Origin of the sequence: Aeromonas sp. Y293-4, from assembly GCF_027705905.1 — a bacterium.
Classification (GTDB): domain Bacteria; phylum Pseudomonadota; class Gammaproteobacteria; order Enterobacterales; family Aeromonadaceae; genus Aeromonas; species Aeromonas veronii.
Genome location: NZ_JAPDCI010000001.1, coordinates 122,079 through 141,761 on the forward strand (window position 1 = coordinate 122,079; position 19,683 = coordinate 141,761).

A 19,683-nucleotide genomic window follows, 5' to 3' on the forward strand; every position below is an offset into this window, starting at 1 on the left:
CCCCAGCCCGAAGGGCGGGCGAAATCCCTTCGAGGGCCGTGCCCTCGCGTCCTGCATGGCGAAGCCATGCCAATCAGGAGAGAGGGAAAGTGTCAGCCCTCCGGCAGACCACAAAAAAAACCGCAGCCCAAGGGCTGCGGTTTTTTATTGGCTCAACCTGTTGGCACCAGACGCCAACAAGGCCAACCGGCCTTAGGCACGGCGCCAGCTGGTCTTGCCGGCGCTGTCTTCCAGCACGATGCCCATCTCGGTGAGACGGTTGCGGGCGGCGTCAGCGGCGGCCCAGTTCTTGTCGGCGCGGGCCTGATTGCGCTCGGCGATCAGGCGTTCGATTTCGGCAACCTCTTCATCCGCTTCGTCACCCTTGAGGAAAGCCTCGGGGTCTTGCTGCAGGATGCCGAGCACGGCGCCCAGCTCGCGCAGACGGGCGCCCAGCGCGGCGGCAACGGCCATGTCTTCACCCTTCTGGCGGTTGATCTCGCGCACCAGATCAAACAGGGCGGAGTAGGCTTCCGGGGTGTTGAAGTCGTCGTCCATCGCTTCCTTGAAGCGAGCCACCTGCTCGTCGCCACCGGCAGCAGCGGCCACAGGCAGATCGCGCAGAGCGGTGTACATGCGCTCCAGCGCGGCGCGGGCTTGCTTGAGGTTATCTTCCGAGTAGTTGAGCTGGCTGCGGTAGTGGCCAGACATCAGGAAGTAACGGACGGTTTCGGCGTCGTAGTGGGCCAGCACGTCGCGGATGGTGAAGAAGTTGCCAAGGGATTTGGACATCTTCTCTTTATCCACCATCACCATGCCGCTGTGCATCCAGGTGTTGACGTAGTCGCCACCGTGGGCGCAGCAGGACTGGGCGATCTCGTTCTCGTGGTGCGGGAACTGCAGATCGGAGCCGCCGCCGTGGATGTCGAAGTGGTTGCCAAGGTGCTTGGAGTTCATGGCGGAGCACTCGATGTGCCAGCCAGGACGGCCCGGGCCCCAGGGGCTTTCCCAGGTCGGCTCGCCGGGCTTCGACATCTTCCACAGCACGAAGTCGAGCGGGTTGCGCTTGGCATCGACCACGTCAACGCGGGCACCGGCTTGCAGCTGCTCCAGATCCTGGCCGGAGAGCTTGCCGTAGTCGGCGTAGGATTCGACGATAAACATCACGTCGCCGTTATCCGCCACGTAGGCGTGCTCTTTTTCCAGCAGGGATTGCACCAGCTCGATGATCTCTTCGATGTGCTGGGTGGCGCGCGGTTCGATATCCGGGCGCACCATGCCGAGGGCGTCGAAGTCGGCGTGCATGTCGCCAATCAGACGCTCGGTCAGCTCGTCGCAGGTCACTTGGGTCTCGGCGGCACGCTTGATGATCTTGTCATCCACGTCGGTGATGTTGCGCACGTAGGTGAGGTCGTAACCGGCGTAACGCAGGTAGCGAGCGACCACATCAAAGGCGACGAAGGTGCGGCCGTGGCCGATATGACAGTGATCGTAGATGGTGACACCACACACATACATGCCCACCTTGCCCGGGTGGATAGGTTTGAATTCTTCTTTTTGACGAGTGAGTGTGTTGTATATCTTCAGCATCTTCTAACCACTGCCTGTGAGTAAAATGGTTGGTCATGATACCCCGTTCAGGGGCAGAAAACGAGGCAGAAAACGTGGCCAATCCCGCCTGCCAGCACGGTTACGGCGCCAGAGAGACTATGCCGCCAGCCCCTGATGGGCTAGAATTGCCACCACTTTATGCCATACACCTGCGGGCACTTCGTCGTCCGCATCAAATGAAAGGACATATCATGGTCACTCTGCACACCAATCACGGCGACATCACCCTCACCCTGAATGCTGAAAAAGCCCCGGAAACCGTGGCCAACTTCCTGCAATACTGCCGTGACGGTCACTACGACAACACCATTTTCCACCGCGTCATCGACGGCTTCATGATCCAGGGCGGCGGCTATGCTCCGGGCTTTGAAGAGAAAGACACCCGCGCTCCCATCAAGAACGAAGCTGCCAACGGTCTGTCCAACAAGATCGGTACCATCGCCATGGCCCGCACCATGGAGCCGCACTCTGCCAGCGCCCAGTTCTTCATCAACGTGAACAACAACGACTTCCTCGACTTCAAATCCGCCACCACTCAGGGCTTCGGCTACTGCGTATTCGGTGAAGTGACCGCAGGCATGGACGTGGTCAACAAGATCAAGGGCGTCAAGACCGGCAACTACGGCCGTATCCATCAGGACGTTCCGACCGAAGACGTGGTGATCACCAAGGTGACCCTTGCTGACTGATCTCTGCCGACTCGGCACTGACAAAACTGCGGCCCCGGCCGCAGTTTTTCCATCTGCCTCCCCCACTGCCAGTCCAAACTGGCGCCGTCTCGACTATCTGGCCCACGGCAACCCGCGCCAGCGCTCGGCCCATGCCCTGCTCACCGCCGGGTTGTGGGATGAGCTGGCCGCGCAGTGCGCCGATCTGGCGCTGGTGAGCACGCTCGCCATCGGCCTCGATCGGCCGGGCAGCGATCTCGATATTCTCTGCCAGCATCCTGATCCGGCGGCGTTTGCCGCTACTTTTGCAGAGCAAGGCTGGCAGGCGAGCGCCAAAGACGACAATGTCTGGCTGCTGGAGCGCACCTTTCCCCGCCTCGACCAACACAGTGCCGATAGCGGTTGCGATCAAAGCGAGGCCAACTGGCCGCTGGAGCTCTATGTCACCCCCGCCCCCATCGAGACGCTGAACGGCTGGCGCCACCTCACCCTGATGGCCGCGTTGCTCGAGCGGTTTGGTGATGCCTTCTACCACGAAGTGCTGCGCCTGCGCCTTGAAGAGGGATTGAAAGGGGAAGCGGCCATGTGCCGGTTGCTGGGCCTGGTGGGCGATCCTTACGCCGCCCTGCTGACGCTGGAGGGGCGCAATCTGGCCAAGCTGTCATGGCAGCCGCCATCCCGTGACGATATCCATACCTCAACTGGCGCGATGGCGCCCGCAGCGCACGATTCGTCCCCAGTTGTTTCTACTATCTCTGCCACCCCTGTTTGCCCTGTTTCGACCGAGAGCCCGACCCCCACATCATGAGCACCCTCTTTATCAGTGACATTCACCTCTCTGCCCAGCGGCCCGATATGACCGCGGCACTGGTGCGCTTTCTCGAGCACGACGCCCCCGGCGCCGATGCCCTCTATGTGCTGGGGGATCTCTTCGAGTTCTGGATTGGCGATGATGACCCCAATCCGCTCCATCAACAGATGGCCGATGCCTTTTTGGCCCTGAGCCAGCAGAACGTGCCCATCTACTTTATCCACGGCAACCGCGACTTTCTGCTGGGCCAGCAGTTTGCCAAGCGCGCTGGGATGACATTGCTGGGGGATCCCTGCGTGATCGACCTCTATGGAGAACGGGTAGTGCTGAGCCACGGCGATCTGCTCTGTACCCTGGATGAGGGGTATCAGAAGTTTCGCCGCATCACCCAGCTCAAGTGGCTGCGCTGGCTGTTCCTGCGCCTGCCGCTCGCCCGCCGTCAGGCCATCGCCTGCAAGATGCGCGGCCAAAGCCAGATGGAGAACGCCCACAAGAGCCAGATCATCATGGATGTGACGCCCGCTGCGGTGGACGACACCCTGCGCGCCCACGACTGCCGGATGATGATCCACGGCCACACCCACAGACCCGCCATCCACGACTTCACCCTCGATGGCCACCCCGCCCGCCGCATCGTGCTGGGAGACTGGTTCGAGCAAGGCTCGGTGCTGATCTGCCGCCCCGGCGAGCAGCGGCTGGAAATGCGGGTGCTGGCAACGATCGACCCCGCCGCTTATCCATCCGTCTGACATCCCCCCTGTGCGGGTTGCAGGTAAAACCTGCGGCCCGGCGCCCCCCTGTAAACCCGGTGAACCGACGTATCACGATGAGCTCAGGCTGGTATGGCCTGTGCCGATGGGGTGCTCGCCCCATCCCTATCGGTTCTGCTGCGTCAGAAACACTAAATACGGCAAAAGCCGGTCAAAAAAGCATCCAAGATGCTGAAAATAAAGCAAAATGACCATTCAATCAGCGTTGAAATAAGCAAGGCGGCTCATTAGACTACCGACTCCCCTACCCGTCCTAACACAAGGAACGTATCAAACAATGAAAAAGACGGTTCTCACCCCCTTACTGGCGCTGTTGATCACAGGCTGTGGCGGCGGTGATGGCGAACAGGAAGAGACCCCTATCCGCCCCCCTGTCACCCCCAACTATTTCGAGGCATCCAGCCAGAGCAGCGCGGGCGGACAATTGAACCCCACCAGCCTGCGGTTGGCGGCGGGTGAACAGGGGCGTTTCTCGGTACAGGCTGACAGCGGTTACCTCCTGACCGAGATAAGCGGATGTGATGGCACCCTGGACGGCCTCACCTATACCACTGGCCCCATGCGCAGCGATTGCCAGATCTCGGCCAGCTTCACGCAGGAGAGTGCCGCCGTCTATTTCAACGCCACCACCCACGCTTCTCAGGGGGGCGCACTCAGCCCCGACGCACTGCGTCTGAACGCCGGTGAACAGGGCCGTTTCACCGTGCAGCCCGAAAGTGGCTTCGTACTGACACAGATCGCAGGATGTGAGGGCACCCTGACGGGTAATACCTACACCACAGCACCCATGCGCGCCGATTGTCAGATCTCGGCCCGCTTTATCAGCGATGCCGCCAATGCGATTGCCCGGGAAGATCATACCCTTGCCAGCGAGCAATCCCTGATCGCCCATGCCCGTGCGGCGATTGCCGACAGTGAGGCGCACCGCACCGAGCTGGTTCGCAGCCTCTATCACGGAATGGCACAGATCAGCTGGAACCCGAGCCACGACTCCATCACCTTTTCCAGCTTCCAGCCGGAGAGCACGGTGACCCTGCTCCCCTCCAACATCAATGGCAAGGGGGAGAGCGAGATCCGGGGTCTGGTGATGGTCTCCGAGCAAGCCGATTACCGTCAGGCCGCCATGGGGGCGAACCTGTTTTCCGTTGACCGCACAGCGCAGAGCGAGGCGCTGCTCAAGGGGCTGATTGGCTGGCTGACCCGGGGCAAGGATAGCGATGGCCTGCGCATCCTCACCGCCCAGATGCCTAGTCGCGCCGATAGCGTCTATTTTCCCCACAACGAAGGCGTGCGTGACTGGCTCAAGGCGATCTATCCCGACAAGCACAGCATCAACCCGGCCAATACCTGTGATTATCAGGCGCTGAGCGACTGCATCGACACCATGGCGCCGGAGCTTATCGTGATCAGCGATATCGACCGCCAGGGGCTGGGGTATCAGGGGATCGCAGAGGCGATCGCCAAGGCCAAAGCGGCCGGGATCCCGCTGCTGCTCTCCAACTATCGGCGCGATGCCAGCCCGCTGCTAAGCCCCCTCTATCTCGATATGGGGCTGGTCACCTGGGGCAACTACTGGTCAAAACTCAGAGCCAGCGATCTGGCAGTGAACACCATCATGGCGCCCGACGCCCAGCTGATGGCGGTCGATACCCTGCTTGGCAACCTTCAGGATCGCAACTTCACTACCCAGTGGCTCGATAGCTGCGGCGGCAACTTTATCAATTGCGGTGGCTCGGAGAGCTTCAACCAGCAGTTCAAGCTGGGTGCCGACTGGCTGAGAAATGCGGCCATCACCCTCGACAAGGCCGGGATCAGTCCCTTTGCCCGTGACGGCGTGACACTGTTGCCCGCCACCCTGCTGCTGGCCGACAAATACCGTGCCGCCATCGACTACCCGATTGCCTGGGATGAACATCAATCCTGGCAGCAGGCGATGTTTGCCGACTGGCTGGTGAGCTATGCCCGCACCCGTTCCCCGGCCCAGCCCGATCTGGGGGAGTACGTCACCGATCGCAACAAGGTGGTGAAGGGACAAGCAGCTCACTACGCCTATCCCGCGACGCTCACCGACAGTCGGCGCATTGCGGTTCCCTACAGCGGGCAGTGGACCACCACCGGCTGGTATGCCCTGCCGGGACAAACCATCACCCTGAGACGCACCGATAACGCCGATGTGTCCGCTACCGTCCGACTCAACTACCACAGGCCCAACACCAATCGCGCCTATGAGCAGAAGATCTATCGAGCCCCGCTGGAGCTGACCACCGGGCGACTGCTCTTGGCCAAGGGGGGCAGTGTCACCTTCACCTCTCCTTATGGCGGCCCTATCTATCTCTATCTGGAAGGGGGGGCAGCATCGCTGGCCGTCCAGGTGAGCGCCACGGGCGTCACCCGTCATCCGGCCATCATGGATTTCAGTGATGAGCAGCAGATACGCGAGTTTAACGAGCGGCTGGAACAAACCGAGCTGCCCCATATCGATCTGCGGGCCGATGGCGCCGAACAGCATCTGCGCCGGGATCGCTTCACCAAGGCGGTGGGTGGCGTCATCCCCGACACCAATGCCCTGCTCGACAGCATCGCCCGGGATCACATCAATGGCGTCTACACCCTGGCGGGCCTGAAAATTCAGGGCAAGGGGCTCGATGAGTCGCTGCCGGCAGATGTGAAAAACGCCTGCGTGGCACTGCTGGGGGAGGGCTGTCTCGATGAGTCGATTCATACCCGCACCATCATCCAGCATGCCAACTATGACCAGAATGCCCATTGCGGCAGTGGTTGCAGTGGCAACCCGTGGGACTCTTCCGGCAGCATCAGCCCGACCGGCTGGCTCGACAATCACGAACTGGGCCACAACCTGCAGACCAACCGGTTGAACGTGCAATACGCTGCGGCAGACGATGCCGACAACTGGAGTGGCTACGGCAGCCGGGCGGGGGAAAACTCCAACAACATCTTCCCTTATGTGGTGAAGTGGCGCGCCCATTATCTGAGAGATGGCAACACGGCGCCCATCAAGGATGGGCACATGAATCACAAGGACCTCTTCTATGTGTTCATGTCTGATGCGGCGCAGGTACGGGACAGGAGTGGCAACCGCGTCGTGCTCGGGGCCAACTGCCAGGTGCTCGATACCGGCGAGAGTCGCTACGAAGCCCCCTGGAAGAGCAATGCCTACGCCGTCCACAACGGCTATCGCATGGCGTTTTATATCCAGATGGCATTACGCGCCCACCGTATGATCCTGACTGATGGCACCCGACTGAACGATGGCTTCACTATCTTCACCCTGCTCTATCAGCATTCACGGATCTTCGGCGCGGCAGCCGACAGTGAAGCGCAGTGGAATGCCAGCAAGGATAGGCTCGGCTTTAGCCTGTTCCCCTACTCGGGGCATACGGTCTATGGCGGCAAACGGGTGCGCGACATACCGGGCAATGACTTTATGCTGGTTGCACTCAGTCGGCTCACCGGATGGGACTGGCGCAATCACTTCGATCTGCTTGGCCTGCGTTACTCCAGCCTCGCGGTCGCTCAGGTGCTGGCCAACCAGCGTTATGGCAGCCTGCCGATGGGGATGTATGTGCTGGAGGATGACCTGCCCCCAGCCAACATGAGCGAAGGTGTCACATTCCTGCCGCTCTCCGAAAGCGACGGATCCACCCTCTGGCCCCGCAACAGTGGCTCGCCAAGCGCCTGCACAACCCCCTGAATAGGGTCATCGCGATAACCACAACAAGCGCCCGGCAGGGCGCTTGTTGTTTATCCGGCCTCTGGCCCCGTTGTTGATGCTGTGAAGAGGGTGGAATAAGTGGTGATCGCTCACAGATCAGCAAAGCAAACCTGCACTCCTCCCTAAGTCCCCGGGTTGTGTGAACCCCGTCACCTTGCCCCTTGCCAATTGAGAGGATGATGGCGCTCAGGCAGAAACATCTTTCTCGCCAACTATTTCAACAAGTTGAGGTTTGTATGCCTGACAGCAATGCGGTCGCTCACCCGTTCGATGCCAAGAAGATCAATGTCAACGATCCCTATGAGATGAAGCAGTGGATCAAAATGTTCGAGTGCACCGAAGTCCAGCTGAAACGGGCTGTCAAGGCAGTCGGCACCTCAGGCAAGGCGATCCGAAAATACCTCAAGAAGTGAGGGTGCAACCCCGTCACAAACCCGGCCCCGCTCGCGGGGCTTTTCTCATCTTGGCCTTTACGTGGGCCCGTCCTGCCTCCGGTTTGGCTGCGCACATACCGCTCTTCAACCGCTCATAACCGGACTGTGCAGCCCGACCAGCGTCGGTCGCCGTCCGACAGCTTGTGACCAGCCAGCGCCGTCCGGCCCTTCGCATCCCGGCATCCCTGCCTATAATGCGGGCTCAAACACACAGAGAGGATTAATCCATGGGCTTTATCACCTGGATCGTATTGGGACTGTTGGTGGGTATTCTGGCGAAGTGGATCATGCCGGGTCGCGATGGTGGTGGTTTCTTTATGACTGCCCTGCTGGGGATTGTCGGCGCCATGGTTGGCGGCTATGTGGGTACCCTGCTGGGGCTGGGCTCGGTGACCGGTTTCAATATCCCGAGCATCGCGCTGGCGACCGTGGGCGCCCTTATCGTCCTGTTTGTCTTCAACAAGATCCGCAGCTGACCCCCAACGCCATCTATGTGTAGATAAACAGGGCACCGCGAGGTGCCCTCTCTTTTTTTATCGCCCTCACGATGTTGCCAGCGGCAAGATCAGCCTCACCAGCAAGCCCCCCAGCTGGGTCGCTGGCAGCAACACCACTTCGCCGTGGTGGTAGTGGGCGATATCGCGCACCAGCGCCAGACCAAGCCCCGCTCCCGGCTGTTCGCTCCCCTGCTCGAGGCGCTGGAACGGCTGCCAGACTCGCTCCGCCAACTCGGGGGCGATGCCGGGGCCGCTATCCTCCACCTCCAGCCAGATCTGCCCGTGGCTTCGCACCACCCGCGCCGTCACCGTGCCGTGGGGTGGGGTGTATTTGATGGCGTTGTCGAGCAGGTTGGCACAGAGCTCCCCGAGCAGCAGCGGCTCCCCCGCCACCATGATGGCGGACTCCTCCCCCTCGTACCCGAGATCGATCCCCTTGCTGCGGGCCTGCGCCAACCGTGACAGACAGGCCTGCTGCACCAGCGCCGTCAACTCCATGGGCTCACGCTGGCGCAGCCCGGAGCACTCGTCTGATTTGAGTCGCGCCAGCAGCAGGAGCCGCTCGGTCAGGGCGATGGTGTGATCGAGCCGCACGGCCATGGCATCGAGGCTTTCGCTCATCAGGGCCGGATCGCCACTGCCGCGCGCCACCTCCACCTGGGTTTTCAGGATGGTTAGCGGGGTGCGCAGCTGATGGGCGGCATCGGCGCTAAAGCGCTCCTGCCGGGCCACTAGCTGGCGCAATCGGGCCAGCTGGCGGTTGAACGCCTGCACCAGCGGCCGGGTCTCCTGCCAGGGGAGCAGGTCGGGTAAGGCGGCAAGATTGGCAGCATCGCGGCGCAAGATCTCCCGCGACAGGCGCCGCATCGGAGTGAGCAGCCGTTTGAGCAACAGATAAGCGAGCAGCAGGGTGAGCACCACCAGCGCCCCCTGGGTCAACAGGGCCGACCAGAGCAGTTGCTCCGCCAGCTGCTGGCGACCGAGCAGGGTTTCCGCCACCGTGATGCGGGCCATGCCGTTGACGCCCCCCTCGCCCACCGGTTGCAGCAGCATCACGGCGCGGATCGGCGCCTCCTGATAAAGCCCGTCGTAGAAGTAGGCGAGCGCCGGATAGCGGTCGGTCAGTGGCGTACCGTCCGGCATGGGGGGCAAGTCGTCAAAGCCGGAGATGAACCTATCGTCGATACCGCGCACCTGATAGAAGAGGCGATCGCGCATGTTGCGCTCGAAGCTGTCGAGCACCACGTAGGGCACATCCACCCTGAGGCTGCCCTCGGCTGCCGTCAGCCGCTCGGCAACGGTGCGGGCAGAGGCGAGCAGGGTGCGATCATAGGCCGAGGTGGCCGCCGCCAGTGCGCCGTAGTAGCTGTACCAGGCCGAGGCGGCCCAGAGGATCAGCAAGGGGCCCCCCAGAAACAGCAGCAGTTGATGGAGCAGGGAGCGGCTAATGGGAGGCCTCCGGCGCCGCTTCCAGCAGATAGCCGAGACCGCGCAGGGTGGTGATCACCACCCCGCTGCCCACCAGCTTTTTGCGCAGCCGGTGGATATAGAGATCGATGCTGTCGAGCCCTACCTCGTCATCGAGGTTGAACACCTGCTCGAACAGCTGCCCCTTGGCGACCGGCCGCCCGTGGCGATACATCAGCGCGGTCAGCAGCGCCAGTTCGCGCGGAGTCAGGGCAAGGCGGGCATCGGCCAGCAGAAAATAGCCATCGGGGTGCAGGGTCAGGCGCCCCAGCCGCAGCTCGGCACCGCCACTTTCGCTGCGCCGCAGCAGGGCTCGCAGCCGGGCATCCAGCTCCCCCAGATCGAACGGCTTGGCCAGATAGTCATCGGCTCCGGCATTGAGGCCGCAGATCCGCTCCTCCACCGCGCCGCGGGCGGTGAGCAGCAGCACCGGCACCCCCTGCCCCCGACTGCGCAACCGGCCGAGTACCGCCAGCCCGTCGAGCTTGGGCATCTCGATATCGAGCACCGCCAGCGCGTACTGTTCGTGGCGCAGCAGGTGATCAGCCTGAGCCCCGTCCGCCACCCAATCCACCGCGAAACCGGCGGTGGTGAGTGCCCGCGACAGCCAGTGGGCCAGTTCGTGATTATCTTCCGCCAACAGCAAGCGCATCCCTCTCCCCTTGTTCCTAACCACGGCATTCAGCCGCAATGCTTCAACTGCATCCCTTCGTCACTGCCATTGCGGGAGAAGGTGCGATCAGGGTCACACTCCCAGCTCTTGGTCAGCGATTGAAAGGTGAATGAAAGGTTGTTGTTTTAACAATTTCGCATCACTTCGTCTATCGACGGAGTCACACCCAGGAAAAACAACGACAAGATGGAGCACACAACCATGAAGCAACGCACACGTCATGCCCTCGCCCTGCTGACCCTGCTCGGCGCCCTGCCACTGCAGGCGGCCGAAAGTGCCGTGGCCCCGAGCCGTACCGAATGTATCGCACCGGCCAAACCGGGCGGTGGTTTCGATCTCACCTGCAAGCTGCTGCAGGTGAGCCTGCAGGAGACCGGTACCATCGACAAGCCAATGCGGGTCACCTACATGCCGGGCGGGGTCGGCGCCGTGGCCTACAACGCCATCGTGGCCCAGCGCCCTGCCGAGGCGGGAACTGTGGTCGCCTTCTCCGGCGGCTCCCTGCTCAACCTCTCACAGGGCAAATTTGGCCGTTACGGGGTGGACGATGTGCGCTGGCTGGCGGCGGTGGGCACCGATTACGGCATGATCGCGGTGCGCCACGATGCCCCCTATCAGAACCTCAAGGAGCTGGTGAGCGCCATGGAGCGCGATCCCAACAGTGTGGTGATCGGGGCAGGTGCCTCCATCGGCAGTCAGGACTGGATGAAGACGGCGCTGCTGGCCAAACAGGCCGGGGTTGACCCCCACAAGATGCGCTACGTCGCCTTTGAAGGGGGTGGCGAGCCGGTCACCGCGCTGCTTGGCAACCATGTGCAGGCGGTCTCCGGCGATCTGAGCGAGATGGTGCCCTATATCGGCGGCGACAAACTGCGGGTGCTGGCGGTGTTCTCAGCCGAGCGGCTGCCCGGCAAGCTGGCCACCATCCCCACCGCCAAGGAGCAGGGTTATGACCTGGTGTGGCCGGTGATCCGCGGCTTCTATGTCGGCCCCAAGGTAAGCGACAGCGAATACCAGTGGTGGAAGCAGACCTTCGATCAGCTGGTGAAGACCGACACCTTCAAGGCGCAGCGGGATCTGCGCGGCCTGTTCGAGTTTGACCTCACCGGCGAGGCGCTCGACAGCTACGTCAAGGAGCAGGTGGCGCAATATCGCGAGCAGGCCAAAGCCTTCGGTCTGGCCAAATAGGAGCCGCAGCCATGAGCGATCGCATCTTCGCCGCCATCTGGCTGCTGCTCTGTCTGGCAGGCGCCGCTATCGCCTGGCAGATCCAGAGCGAATACAGCTATGAGCCGCTGGGGCCGCGCCCCTTCCCGCTCGGCATCATCGGCCTGATGGCGCTCTGTGCCCTGTTGCTGCTGCGCCGCCAGCCGGACACCGTTACCTGGCCGCCGCTGCGTACCCTGCGCCACCTCGCTATCATGGTGGTGGCGCTGGCCGGGTACGGTGCCAGCTTCGAGTGGCTGGGCTTTCCGCTGGCCACCACCCTGCTCACCTTTGTTCTGGGGCGCCTGTTTGGCGCCTCTGCCAAAGCTGCCCTGCTCTCCGGCGTTGTCGGCGGTCTGGTGCTCTATCTCGCCTTCGACCGGCTGCTGGATGTCACCCTGCCCCTCGGCGTCTGGTTCTCTTAAGGAGTCAATATGGATACCTGGATGTACCTCTCCCAGGGCTTTGCGGTGGCACTCACCCCGGAGAATCTGGTGATTGCCCTCATCGGCTGCTTTGTCGGCACCGTGGTCGGCCTGCTGCCGGGCCTTGGCCCCATCAACGGGGTCGCCATCCTGTTGCCGCTGGCTTTTGCCCTGAAACTGCCCCCCGAATCGGCGCTCATTCTGCTCGCCACCGTCTACATAGGTTGTGAGTATGGCGGGCGGATCTCCTCGATCCTGCTCAACGTACCGGGGGATGCCGCCGCCATCATGACCGCGCTGGATGGCTACCCCATGGCCCAGCAGGGCAAGGCGGGAGTGGCCCTCTCCATCTCGGCGGTCAGCTCCTTTGTCGGCTCCATGCTCGCCATCGGCGGGATCATACTGTTCGCCCCGGCGCTGGCGCGCTGGTCCCTCGCCTTCGGCCCGGCGGAGTATTTCGCCCTGATGGTGTTCGCCATCGCCTGCCTTGGCAGCATGATGAGCCAGAACCCGCTCAAGTCCTTTATGGCGGCGCTGATTGGGCTGGGGCTCGCCACCGTTGGAGTGGATGCCAACACTGGCGTCTATCGCTTCACCTTCGACAGCGTTCACCTCTCGGACGGGGTGCAGTTTATCGTGGTGGTGATCGGCCTCTTCTCGGTGAGCGAAATCCTGCTGATGCTGGAGCACACCAGTGGCGGCGGCAAGCTGGTGCGCACCACCGGACGGATGCTGTTCAACTTCAAGGAGCTGGTCCATTGCACCGGCACCATGTTGCGCTCCTCCACCATCGGCTTCTTCGTCGGTATTCTGCCCGGCGCCGGAGCCACCATCGCCAGTGCCATCACCTACATGACCGAGAAGCGACTGGCGGGGCCCAATGCCAAATTCGGCGAGGGGGACATTCGCGGCGTTGCCGCACCGGAGGCGGCCAACAACGCCTCAGCCTGTGGATCCTTTATCCCCATGCTGACCTTGGGGGTGCCGGGGTCGGGCACCACAGCGGTGATGATGGGGGCGCTGACCCTCTACAACATCACTCCGGGCCCCACCATGTTCACCGAACAGCCCGATGTGGTGTGGGGACTGATCGCCGCCCTCTTGCTGGCCAACGTCATGCTGCTGGTGATGAACATCCCCATGGTGGGGCTCTTTACCCGCATGCTCTCCATCCCGCTCTGGTTTTTGGTGCCCGCCATCGCCAGCGTCTCGGCGGTGGGTGTCTATGCGGTGCACAGCACTACCTTCGATCTGCTGCTGATGGTGGCCCTCGGGGTCTTTGGCTACCTGCTGCGCAAGATGCACTTCCCCATGTCACCGCTCATTCTGGGCTTCGTGCTGGGTGAAATGCTGGAGCAGAACCTGCGCCGCGCCCTCTCCATCAGCAATGGCGATACCGCCATCCTGTGGAGCAGCGGCATCAGCCAGACCCTGCTGGTACTGGCCATTGCAGTGATCACCCTGCCCCCGCTGGTACGCCTGCTGCGCCGCCGCAAAGCCGATCCGCTGATCCCGGACGCCCGCCCGGAGCAGGGAGCCTGATCCCCCTGAACAGAAAGAGGCACGCCAGCAAACTGGAGTGCCGTTAACGAACAAGGGCCCCACACAGTGGGGCCCTTGTTTATGAATGGCGTGTTGATGCCATCCCGCGATTCAAGTCAGTAGGTCACTGCGCGTCCGGCTGGTTTGCGGGGGCGGCCTTGATAAAGGCTTGCAACTGTTCGCAGTTGGCGACGATGCGACGGATGGTGGGGTAATCGTCCAGGGTCATGTCGTAGCGGCGGGCGTTGTAGACTTGGGGCACCAGCATGCAGTCGGCCAGGGTGACTTCGTTGCCGACGCAGTAGACACCGGCGGTGGTCATCAACAGCTGTTCGAGGGCGGTGAAGGTCTCGTCAATCCAGTGGCGATACCAGCAAGCCTCCTGCTCGTTGTTAGCCCTGAAGTGCTCTTCCAGATAGTTGAGCACCCGCAGATTGTTGAGCGGGTGGATATCGCAGGCGATCATGTTGACGATCTGGCGCACTCGGGCCCGCGCGTCGGGGGAAGAGGGCATCAGGGAGTAGGCTGGATAGGTCTCGTCAAGGTACTCCATGATGGCGACCGACTGACCGATCTGCACATCGCCATCCACCAGAAACGGCACCAGCCCTTGCGGGTTGATCCGGCGATAGGCCTTCTCGCTCTGCTCGCCTTGCCGCAAATTGATGGGGTGCTGCTCGTAGGCGAGCCCCTTGAGCTGCAACACGATCCGCACCCGAAAACTTGCCGACGAACGCCAATAGCCAAACAACTGCAACATAATCTGTCCCTGCATCTTATCTGGGCCCGAAGCCCGGCAGGTGCTCGCCACCTGCCTCCTTGTGTATCCGGCACCGGTTGAGGGCTCGTCGTGATCCGGACATATCCCGAATATCCTTGCCGCCAACCGGCGCTGGCCATCAACCTCCCTGACCGCTCGCTGGCACCACCTGTTGAGAGATAGTGCCAAACAGGTTTTGGCCAGAGCGATCTTCCATCGCGATCGACACTCTATCACCAAACTGCAAATAGGGGGTTATAGCTTGATCACAATCAAGAATTTCCAGCATGCGGCGCTCGGCGATGCAGGATGAACCGGCGCTGCGATCGTAGTTGGAGACGGTGCCCGAGCCGATGATGCAGCCAGCGCCAAGGGGACGGGTCTTGGCGGCGTGGGCAATCAGTTCGAAGAAGCTGAAGGTCATATCCACCCCGGCTTCTGGCGCACCAAACAGGGCACCGTTGAGGTGAGTCAGAAGCGGCAGATGCACTTTGCCATCGCGCCAGTCATCGCCCAGCTCATCCGGGGTGATGGCCACCGGCGAGAAGGCACTCGACGGCTTGGACTGAAAGAAACCAAAGCCCTTGGCCAGCTCCCCCGGGATCATGTTGCGCAGGCTCACGTCGTTGACCAGCATCAGCAGCTTGACGTGGCTGGCAGCTCCCTGCGGGCTTACCCCCATCGGCACATCGTCGGTGATGATGGCTACCTCCGACTCGAAATCGATCCCCCACTCCTCGGAGCCCATCACGATCGGCCCGCGGGGAGCCAAAAAGCTGTCAGAGCCCCCCTGATACATCAGCGGATCGTGCCAGAAGCTTTCCGGCATCTCGGCACCGCGGGCCTTGCGCACCAGCTCCACATGGTTGACGTAGGCGCTGCCATCAGCCCACTGGTAGGCGCGCGGCAGCGGAGAGAGGCAAGACGCTTCGTCAAAGGGGAACGCCTCGGCCACGCGGCCCTCGTTAAGCTGCTGATAGACAGCCTCCAGCCTGGGGGCAACCTCGGCCCACTCGTCGAGGGCGGCCTGCAACGTCGGGGCAATCTCGCTCACCCGTACCGCACGGGTCAGGTCCCGGCTAACCACCACCAAAGCGCCATCGCGCTTGCCATTGTTCAATGTTGCCAATTTCATAAGCGATTCCTTATTTGCCGGCAGCAGCGTCCGGGCGCTGCCAGCTGGAGACATACCGGGTGTTCTCAATCCCTTCGCACAGACTGCCGACGTTCAGTGCATCGCGGGTATCTAGCATCACCGCCACCTCGTCGGTGAACTTCTTGGCATAGGCCTGCCCTGCCGCAAACGCCTTGGGATGGGGGCCGTGGGTGAAGCCGGCGGGATGGAAGGTGACCATGCCCCGCTCGATATTGTCCCGGCTGAAGAAGTCCCCTGCATGGTAGAAGAGCACTTCGTCGTAATCGTCATTGCTGTGATAGAAGGGCACCTTGAGGGCGCCGGGGTCGCTCTCGATGGGACGCGGCACGAAGGTACAGATCACGAAGCGGCTCGCCACAAAGGTCGAATGGGCCGACGGCGGCAGATGGTAGCGGTGGCTCATCAGCGGGCGGATATCCCGCCAGTTGAGGCGCACTACGCACAAATCCCCGTGCCACCCTTGTGCATCCAGCGGGTTGAAGGGCCAGGAGATGACCGACACCTGATCGTGGCGCTTCACCTGCAGCGACCAGGGATTCTCATCCTGCTGGGCCAAAAAGCGCTCGTTGATGGCGGGCACATCCAGCGCCGCCGGGTCGAAGATGGCGTGATTGCCCACCAGCCCCTTGTCCGGCAGCTGGTAGCTGTCGTTGGTCGCCTCGATCATCAGGATGAACATGGGCGCGCTGGGTTCGATGCGCCACATGGTGCCGCGGGGGATCACCACGTAGTCGCCGTCCCGCAGGCTCAGGTGGCCGTAGTCGCAGAAGAACTCGCCGCTCCCCTCGTGGATAAAGAGCAGCTCGTCGCCGTCGGCGTTGCGCACCAGAAACGGCATAGCCTCGGAGAGCCGCCAGATGCGATAGCGGCAGTGGGGGTTGCTGAGAATATCGGGAGCAATCCAGGGAGAGAGCGAGCTTACCTCCTCTTGCAGGGCATTGAGGTCAAACAGCCGTGGCCGCAGCGGCCCCTCCCAACTGCTCCAGTCGGTGGGGGCATGCTTGTGGTGCATGTGGGTAGCTGGGCCGAAAAAGCCGCTGCGCCCCAGTTCGCGCTCATAGATGGCCTGTTCCGGCAGGTCGGCATGGGCCTGCCGGGAGTGAGTCCCCTCCCGATGGGGGAAGTTAATCCAGTTACGCATCGCTCGCTCCCTCTTTGCGGGCACCCTTCTCATCCTCGCCGCCATCCAGCACGCCACGGCGGATCTGGTCCAGCTCGATCGATTCAAACAGCGCCTTGAAATTGCCCTCGCCAAACCCTTCGTTACCCTTGCGCTGGATGATCTCGAAGAAGACCGGGCCTATCACGGTATCGGTGAAGATCTGCAGCAGAATGCCATCCTTGGTGGGGGAGCCGTCGATGAGGATGCGCAGCTCTTTGAGGGCCGCCAGATCCTCCTGATGCCCCTCGACCCGGCTGTTCACCTTCTCGTAGTAGGTATCCGGGGTCGGCATAAAACCGGTACCGCGGCTGCGCAGGGTGCGGATGGTGTGGTAGATATCGCTGGAGGCCATGGCGATGTGCTGGATCCCCTCCCCCTTGTACTGACGCAGGTACTCCTCAATCTGGGACTTGTCATCCGCCGACTCGTTGATGGGGATACGGATCTTGCCACAGGGGGCGGTCATGGCGCGTGAATGCAGCCCGGTCAGCTTGCCCTCGATATCGAAGTAGCGAATTTCGCGGAAGTTGCCGATCCGCTCATAGAAGTTGGACCAGACATCCATATTGCCGCGATGGACGTTATGGGTCAGGTGATCGATCTCCATAAGACCGGCATCTACCTCTGCCATCCGGGACTGCCAGTCGGGGTAGAAGACAAAATCCACGTCATAGATGGAGCCCTTGTCGCCATAACGGTCGACAAAGGAGAGCGTGCTCTCGCCGATACCGTAGATGGCGGGAATATTGAGCTCCATCGGGCCAATCTTGCCGACAAAGGGCTTGGCCCCCTTGGCGATGGCGTACTGCTGGGCCTTGCCCGCATCGCTCACCCGAAATGCCATGCCGCAAACGCTCGGCCCGTGCAGGCTGGCAAACTGCTCCGCCTGGGAGTGAGGCTCGGCATTGACCACAAAGTTGATATCCCCCTGCCGGTAGAGCCAGCACTGCTTGTGTTTGTGCTTGGCGACCTCGGCAAACCCGAGCGAAACGAACAGGCTCTTGAGGGCGGCAATCCCTTTGGCATCGGGGGCCGTGTACTCGACAAACTCGAAACCGTCTGTGCCTAACGGATTGATGGTATGGGTGGCGGAAGAGGTGGCATTCATCGGGCGCTCCTTGCTCTTGATTCGGTTAAAACGGATTGCGGCACCCAGCGGCGCGGCAAGTGTTAACAACTTGTTTCATTAGAAGCAGGGCGTAGCAGGAAGAGAAGAGGCGGGTTGCAGATAGTTTTTCGCAGCTGGCAGCAAAGAATGTAAATGGATTGTGACATTCAAGCCGCAGCCTTGCGGATCAAACGGTAACGACCCGCAGGACTGTCAGCTTTGCATTACAGTTGCCAGTTTTTGACCATCAGATGGGGCAAGCAGGCCCGGGCCTTTTGCAGTCGCACAGGCGTTGGATTGATCAACCACGCCTCTTTCCCCAACCCCAGCAGCGGCAGATCGTGCAGGCTGTCGCTCAGGGCCAGCTCGGCATCGAGGGCGCAAATCTCCGGCAGCAGCTTGTGCTGGCCGTGGCAATAGAAGCGCGGCATCAGGCCGCCAAAACGGTAGTGCATCTGCGAGCCAATGATCCGGTGGGGCAACTGGCCGGGCAGTTGCTGATAGAGCTGGGCTCGCACCAGTGCGCAGGGACTGGCGGAGATCACCCAGCAGCGCGCCCCCTCGCTTTGCAGCAATTCGCGAGCCTGACGATACAGCCCCGGCCTGGTGCGGCAATAGGCACGCACCAGCTTGCGCCAGCCGAGGGGAGAGAGCCAAAGCGTGATGGCCCACCAGATCAGGGAGATACCGCGCCGCCGCTGGCTGGGAAGAAGATAGACCAAGCCACCCAGCGCAATCACTGGCAACAGCAGCAGCGGCCAGATCCGGCGGCGCAGGATATAGCGCAGCAGACCGGCGTGGCTGTCGCCTGGAGCCAATGTGTCGTCAAAGTCGGCCAGGATCCAGCGCGTCGCACTCTCGTTCTCTCGATTTCCCCCACCCTCTTTCGGCACCACTGGTTCAGCTGGCGAGCGGCTTATCATGGGAGCCTCAAGGTACAAGAGCGGCAATCGCAGCGGTCAGCTCGGGGGTGATAAACTCGGCCCCCTGTGAGGGCGGGCAGACAAAGTCGAACGACTCGCCCGAAAGGGTAAAGCTGAGCCGCCAGGCATGCAGATAGCCGCGCTCGGCTGGCGTGCCGCCATAGCGTTCATCCCCGAGGATGGGGGCACCGATACTTTTGAGGGCAACCCGGATCTGGTGGGTCTTGCCGGTCTGGGGCTTGATGCGATAGAGCCGCAGCCCCTCGCGCACCGACACCGAATCGAACCAGCTGATGGCGGGGTTTTCCAGCGTACGCGCCAGCATCCAGCTACCGCCGCGCCCCTTTTGCATATCCCCTTTCACCCAACCCTGCTTCTTCTTCGGTTTACGATCGGAGAGCGCCAGATACTGTTTGCTCACCTCGCGGGCCGCAAAGGCCATGCTCAGCTCGCGATTCGCCTCCGTGGTGCGGGCCAGCAGCACCAAGCCGGAGGTCATCTTGTCGAGCCGGTGCACCGGATAGAGGGTGAGCCCTGTATCGGCCTTCACGCGATTGACCAGCCCCGGATTGACCGACTCACCGTCCCCCTTCTCGTCGTGCATGCCGATGCCGGGCTGCTTGTCGATAACCAGGAAAGCGGGATGCTCAAACAATATCCTGTACATAAAACCTCGGGAACTGGGGAATAAGGCTCACAGCCAACGACTGGCGGCGCTCGGGAGTGCTGCATTCTCCCTGCTCGGGCACTATTTGGCA

At 61.9% G+C, this 19,683-nt stretch carries 18 protein-coding genes; 9 read left to right on the plus strand and 9 right to left on the minus strand.

All coding sequences use genetic code 11. The annotated features are described in order from the left end of the window. Positions 1–192: 192 nt before the first annotated feature. Positions 193–1,569 (minus strand): cysteine--tRNA ligase, encoded by a 1,377-nt coding sequence (gene cysS, locus OKC31_RS00490; RefSeq protein WP_041208491.1) that lies wholly within the window; start codon positions 1,567–1,569, stop codon positions 193–195. Positions 1,570–1,781: 212 nt separating this feature from the next. Here cysS and OKC31_RS00495 point away from each other — a divergent pair, with 212 nt between their 5' ends. The 6 genes from OKC31_RS00495 (at position 1,782) to OKC31_RS00520 (ending at position 8,482) form a co-directional block, all read left to right on the plus strand. Beyond that, positions 1,782–2,279 carry a peptidylprolyl isomerase gene (locus OKC31_RS00495; protein ID WP_033115878.1) on the plus strand — a complete coding sequence of 166 codons (498 nt, stop codon included), beginning with the start codon at positions 1,782–1,784 and terminating at the stop codon, positions 2,277–2,279. Then, positions 2,269–3,066, plus strand: a complete 798-nt coding sequence (locus tag OKC31_RS00500; RefSeq protein WP_270655932.1) for a DUF4269 domain-containing protein — start codon at positions 2,269–2,271, stop codon at positions 3,064–3,066. The genes OKC31_RS00495 and OKC31_RS00500 overlap by 11 nt, the downstream gene beginning before the upstream one ends. Beyond that, a complete protein-coding gene (lpxH, locus tag OKC31_RS00505) occupies positions 3,063–3,818 on the plus strand; it encodes a UDP-2,3-diacylglucosamine diphosphatase (protein WP_270655934.1) in 756 nt (251 codons plus the stop codon). Before OKC31_RS00500 ends, lpxH begins: the two co-directional genes overlap by 4 nt. 298 nt (positions 3,819–4,116) lie before the next feature. Next, positions 4,117–7,551, plus strand: coding sequence for an ImpA family metalloprotease (locus OKC31_RS00510; protein WP_270655937.1), 3,435 nt, complete (start codon positions 4,117–4,119; stop codon positions 7,549–7,551). Between the two features lie 257 nt (positions 7,552–7,808). Then, entirely contained in the window at positions 7,809–7,985 is a 177-nt protein-coding gene (locus OKC31_RS00515; protein WP_005337420.1) for a DUF3606 domain-containing protein, read from the plus strand. A gap of 248 nt (positions 7,986–8,233) precedes the next feature. Further along, entirely contained in the window at positions 8,234–8,482 is a 249-nt protein-coding gene (locus OKC31_RS00520) for a GlsB/YeaQ/YmgE family stress response membrane protein (protein ID WP_005359720.1), read from the plus strand. 66 nt (positions 8,483–8,548) lie between these two features. Here the strand turns inward: OKC31_RS00520 and OKC31_RS00525 are convergent, their stop codons facing one another. Together OKC31_RS00525 and tctD are read right to left on the minus strand one after the other, a co-directional pair. Then, positions 8,549–9,904, minus strand: a complete 1,356-nt coding sequence (locus OKC31_RS00525; RefSeq protein WP_270655940.1) for a sensor histidine kinase — start codon at positions 9,902–9,904, stop codon at positions 8,549–8,551. Positions 9,905–9,947: 43 nt separating this feature from the next. Next, complete coding sequence (gene tctD / locus OKC31_RS00530; RefSeq protein WP_069555689.1) at positions 9,948–10,622, minus strand: transcriptional regulator TctD; 675 nt, start codon at positions 10,620–10,622, stop codon at positions 9,948–9,950. A 222-nt stretch (positions 10,623–10,844) separates the two neighbouring features. Here tctD and OKC31_RS00535 point away from each other — a divergent pair, with 222 nt between their 5' ends. Genes OKC31_RS00535 through OKC31_RS00545 form a run of 3 tightly spaced genes read left to right on the plus strand, consistent with a single transcriptional unit; the run spans position 10,845 to position 13,816 of the window. Further along, complete coding sequence (locus OKC31_RS00535; protein ID WP_270655942.1) at positions 10,845–11,831, plus strand: Bug family tripartite tricarboxylate transporter substrate binding protein; 987 nt, start codon at positions 10,845–10,847, stop codon at positions 11,829–11,831. Between the two features lie 11 nt (positions 11,832–11,842). Beyond that, on the plus strand, positions 11,843–12,274 hold the full coding sequence (locus OKC31_RS00540; protein ID WP_042082375.1) for a tripartite tricarboxylate transporter TctB family protein: 432 nt from the start codon (positions 11,843–11,845) through the stop codon (positions 12,272–12,274). A gap of 9 nt (positions 12,275–12,283) precedes the next feature. Next, on the plus strand, positions 12,284–13,816 hold the full coding sequence (locus OKC31_RS00545) for a tripartite tricarboxylate transporter permease (protein ID WP_019445074.1): 1,533 nt from the start codon (positions 12,284–12,286) through the stop codon (positions 13,814–13,816). A gap of 124 nt (positions 13,817–13,940) precedes the next feature. On the opposite strand, the gene maiA is transcribed toward OKC31_RS00545, so the two are convergent. The 6 genes from maiA to OKC31_RS00575 all read right to left on the minus strand — a co-directional run bounded on the left by maiA (position 13,941) and on the right by OKC31_RS00575 (position 19,592). Continuing rightward, a complete protein-coding gene (gene maiA / locus OKC31_RS00550; RefSeq protein ID WP_180343339.1) occupies positions 13,941–14,576 on the minus strand; it encodes a maleylacetoacetate isomerase in 636 nt (211 codons plus the stop codon). A 139-nt stretch (positions 14,577–14,715) separates the two neighbouring features. Further along, positions 14,716–15,711, minus strand: a complete 996-nt coding sequence (locus OKC31_RS00555) for a fumarylacetoacetate hydrolase family protein (protein WP_270655944.1) — start codon at positions 15,709–15,711, stop codon at positions 14,716–14,718. A 10-nt stretch (positions 15,712–15,721) separates the two neighbouring features. Further along, complete coding sequence (locus tag OKC31_RS00560) at positions 15,722–16,873, minus strand: homogentisate 1,2-dioxygenase (RefSeq protein WP_270655945.1); 1,152 nt, start codon at positions 16,871–16,873, stop codon at positions 15,722–15,724. Beyond that, a complete protein-coding gene (hppD, locus tag OKC31_RS00565; protein ID WP_182963661.1) occupies positions 16,866–18,002 on the minus strand; it encodes a 4-hydroxyphenylpyruvate dioxygenase in 1,137 nt (378 codons plus the stop codon). The genes OKC31_RS00560 and hppD overlap by 8 nt, the downstream gene beginning before the upstream one ends. 224 nt (positions 18,003–18,226) lie before the next feature. Further along, on the minus strand, positions 18,227–18,925 hold the full coding sequence (locus OKC31_RS00570) for an HAD family hydrolase (protein WP_270655946.1): 699 nt from the start codon (positions 18,923–18,925) through the stop codon (positions 18,227–18,229). A gap of 7 nt (positions 18,926–18,932) precedes the next feature. Next, positions 18,933–19,592 carry a TIGR01621 family pseudouridine synthase gene (locus OKC31_RS00575; RefSeq protein WP_129503756.1) on the minus strand — a complete coding sequence of 220 codons (660 nt, stop codon included), beginning with the start codon at positions 19,590–19,592 and terminating at the stop codon, positions 18,933–18,935. Between the last annotated feature and the right edge of the window lie 91 nt (positions 19,593–19,683).

Bases quoted from the DNA above. Each gene is read 5' to 3' on its own strand.
- cysS (WP_041208491.1), bottom strand. From the start codon at position 1,569: ATGCTGAAGATATACAACACACTCACTCGTCAAAAAGAAGAATTCAAA.
- OKC31_RS00495 (WP_033115878.1), top strand. From the start codon at position 1,782: ATGGTCACTCTGCACACCAATCACGGCGACATCACCCTCACCCTGAAT.
- lpxH (WP_270655934.1), top strand. From the start codon at position 3,063: ATGAGCACCCTCTTTATCAGTGACATTCACCTCTCTGCCCAGCGGCCC.
- OKC31_RS00510 (WP_270655937.1), top strand. From the start codon at position 4,117: ATGAAAAAGACGGTTCTCACCCCCTTACTGGCGCTGTTGATCACAGGC.
- OKC31_RS00515 (WP_005337420.1), top strand. From the start codon at position 7,809: ATGCCTGACAGCAATGCGGTCGCTCACCCGTTCGATGCCAAGAAGATC.
- OKC31_RS00520 (WP_005359720.1), top strand. From the start codon at position 8,234: ATGGGCTTTATCACCTGGATCGTATTGGGACTGTTGGTGGGTATTCTG.
- tctD (WP_069555689.1), bottom strand. From the start codon at position 10,622: ATGCGCTTGCTGTTGGCGGAAGATAATCACGAACTGGCCCACTGGCTG.
- OKC31_RS00535 (WP_270655942.1), top strand. From the start codon at position 10,845: ATGAAGCAACGCACACGTCATGCCCTCGCCCTGCTGACCCTGCTCGGC.
- OKC31_RS00540 (WP_042082375.1), top strand. From the start codon at position 11,843: ATGAGCGATCGCATCTTCGCCGCCATCTGGCTGCTGCTCTGTCTGGCA.
- OKC31_RS00545 (WP_019445074.1), top strand. From the start codon at position 12,284: ATGGATACCTGGATGTACCTCTCCCAGGGCTTTGCGGTGGCACTCACC.
- maiA (WP_180343339.1), bottom strand. From the start codon at position 14,576: ATGTTGCAGTTGTTTGGCTATTGGCGTTCGTCGGCAAGTTTTCGGGTG.
- OKC31_RS00555 (WP_270655944.1), bottom strand. From the start codon at position 15,711: ATGAAATTGGCAACATTGAACAATGGCAAGCGCGATGGCGCTTTGGTG.
- OKC31_RS00560 (WP_270655945.1), bottom strand. From the start codon at position 16,873: ATGCGTAACTGGATTAACTTCCCCCATCGGGAGGGGACTCACTCCCGG.
- hppD (WP_182963661.1), bottom strand. From the start codon at position 18,002: ATGAATGCCACCTCTTCCGCCACCCATACCATCAATCCGTTAGGCACA.
- OKC31_RS00570 (WP_270655946.1), bottom strand. From the start codon at position 18,925: ATGATAAGCCGCTCGCCAGCTGAACCAGTGGTGCCGAAAGAGGGTGGG.
- OKC31_RS00575 (WP_129503756.1), bottom strand. From the start codon at position 19,592: ATGTACAGGATATTGTTTGAGCATCCCGCTTTCCTGGTTATCGACAAG.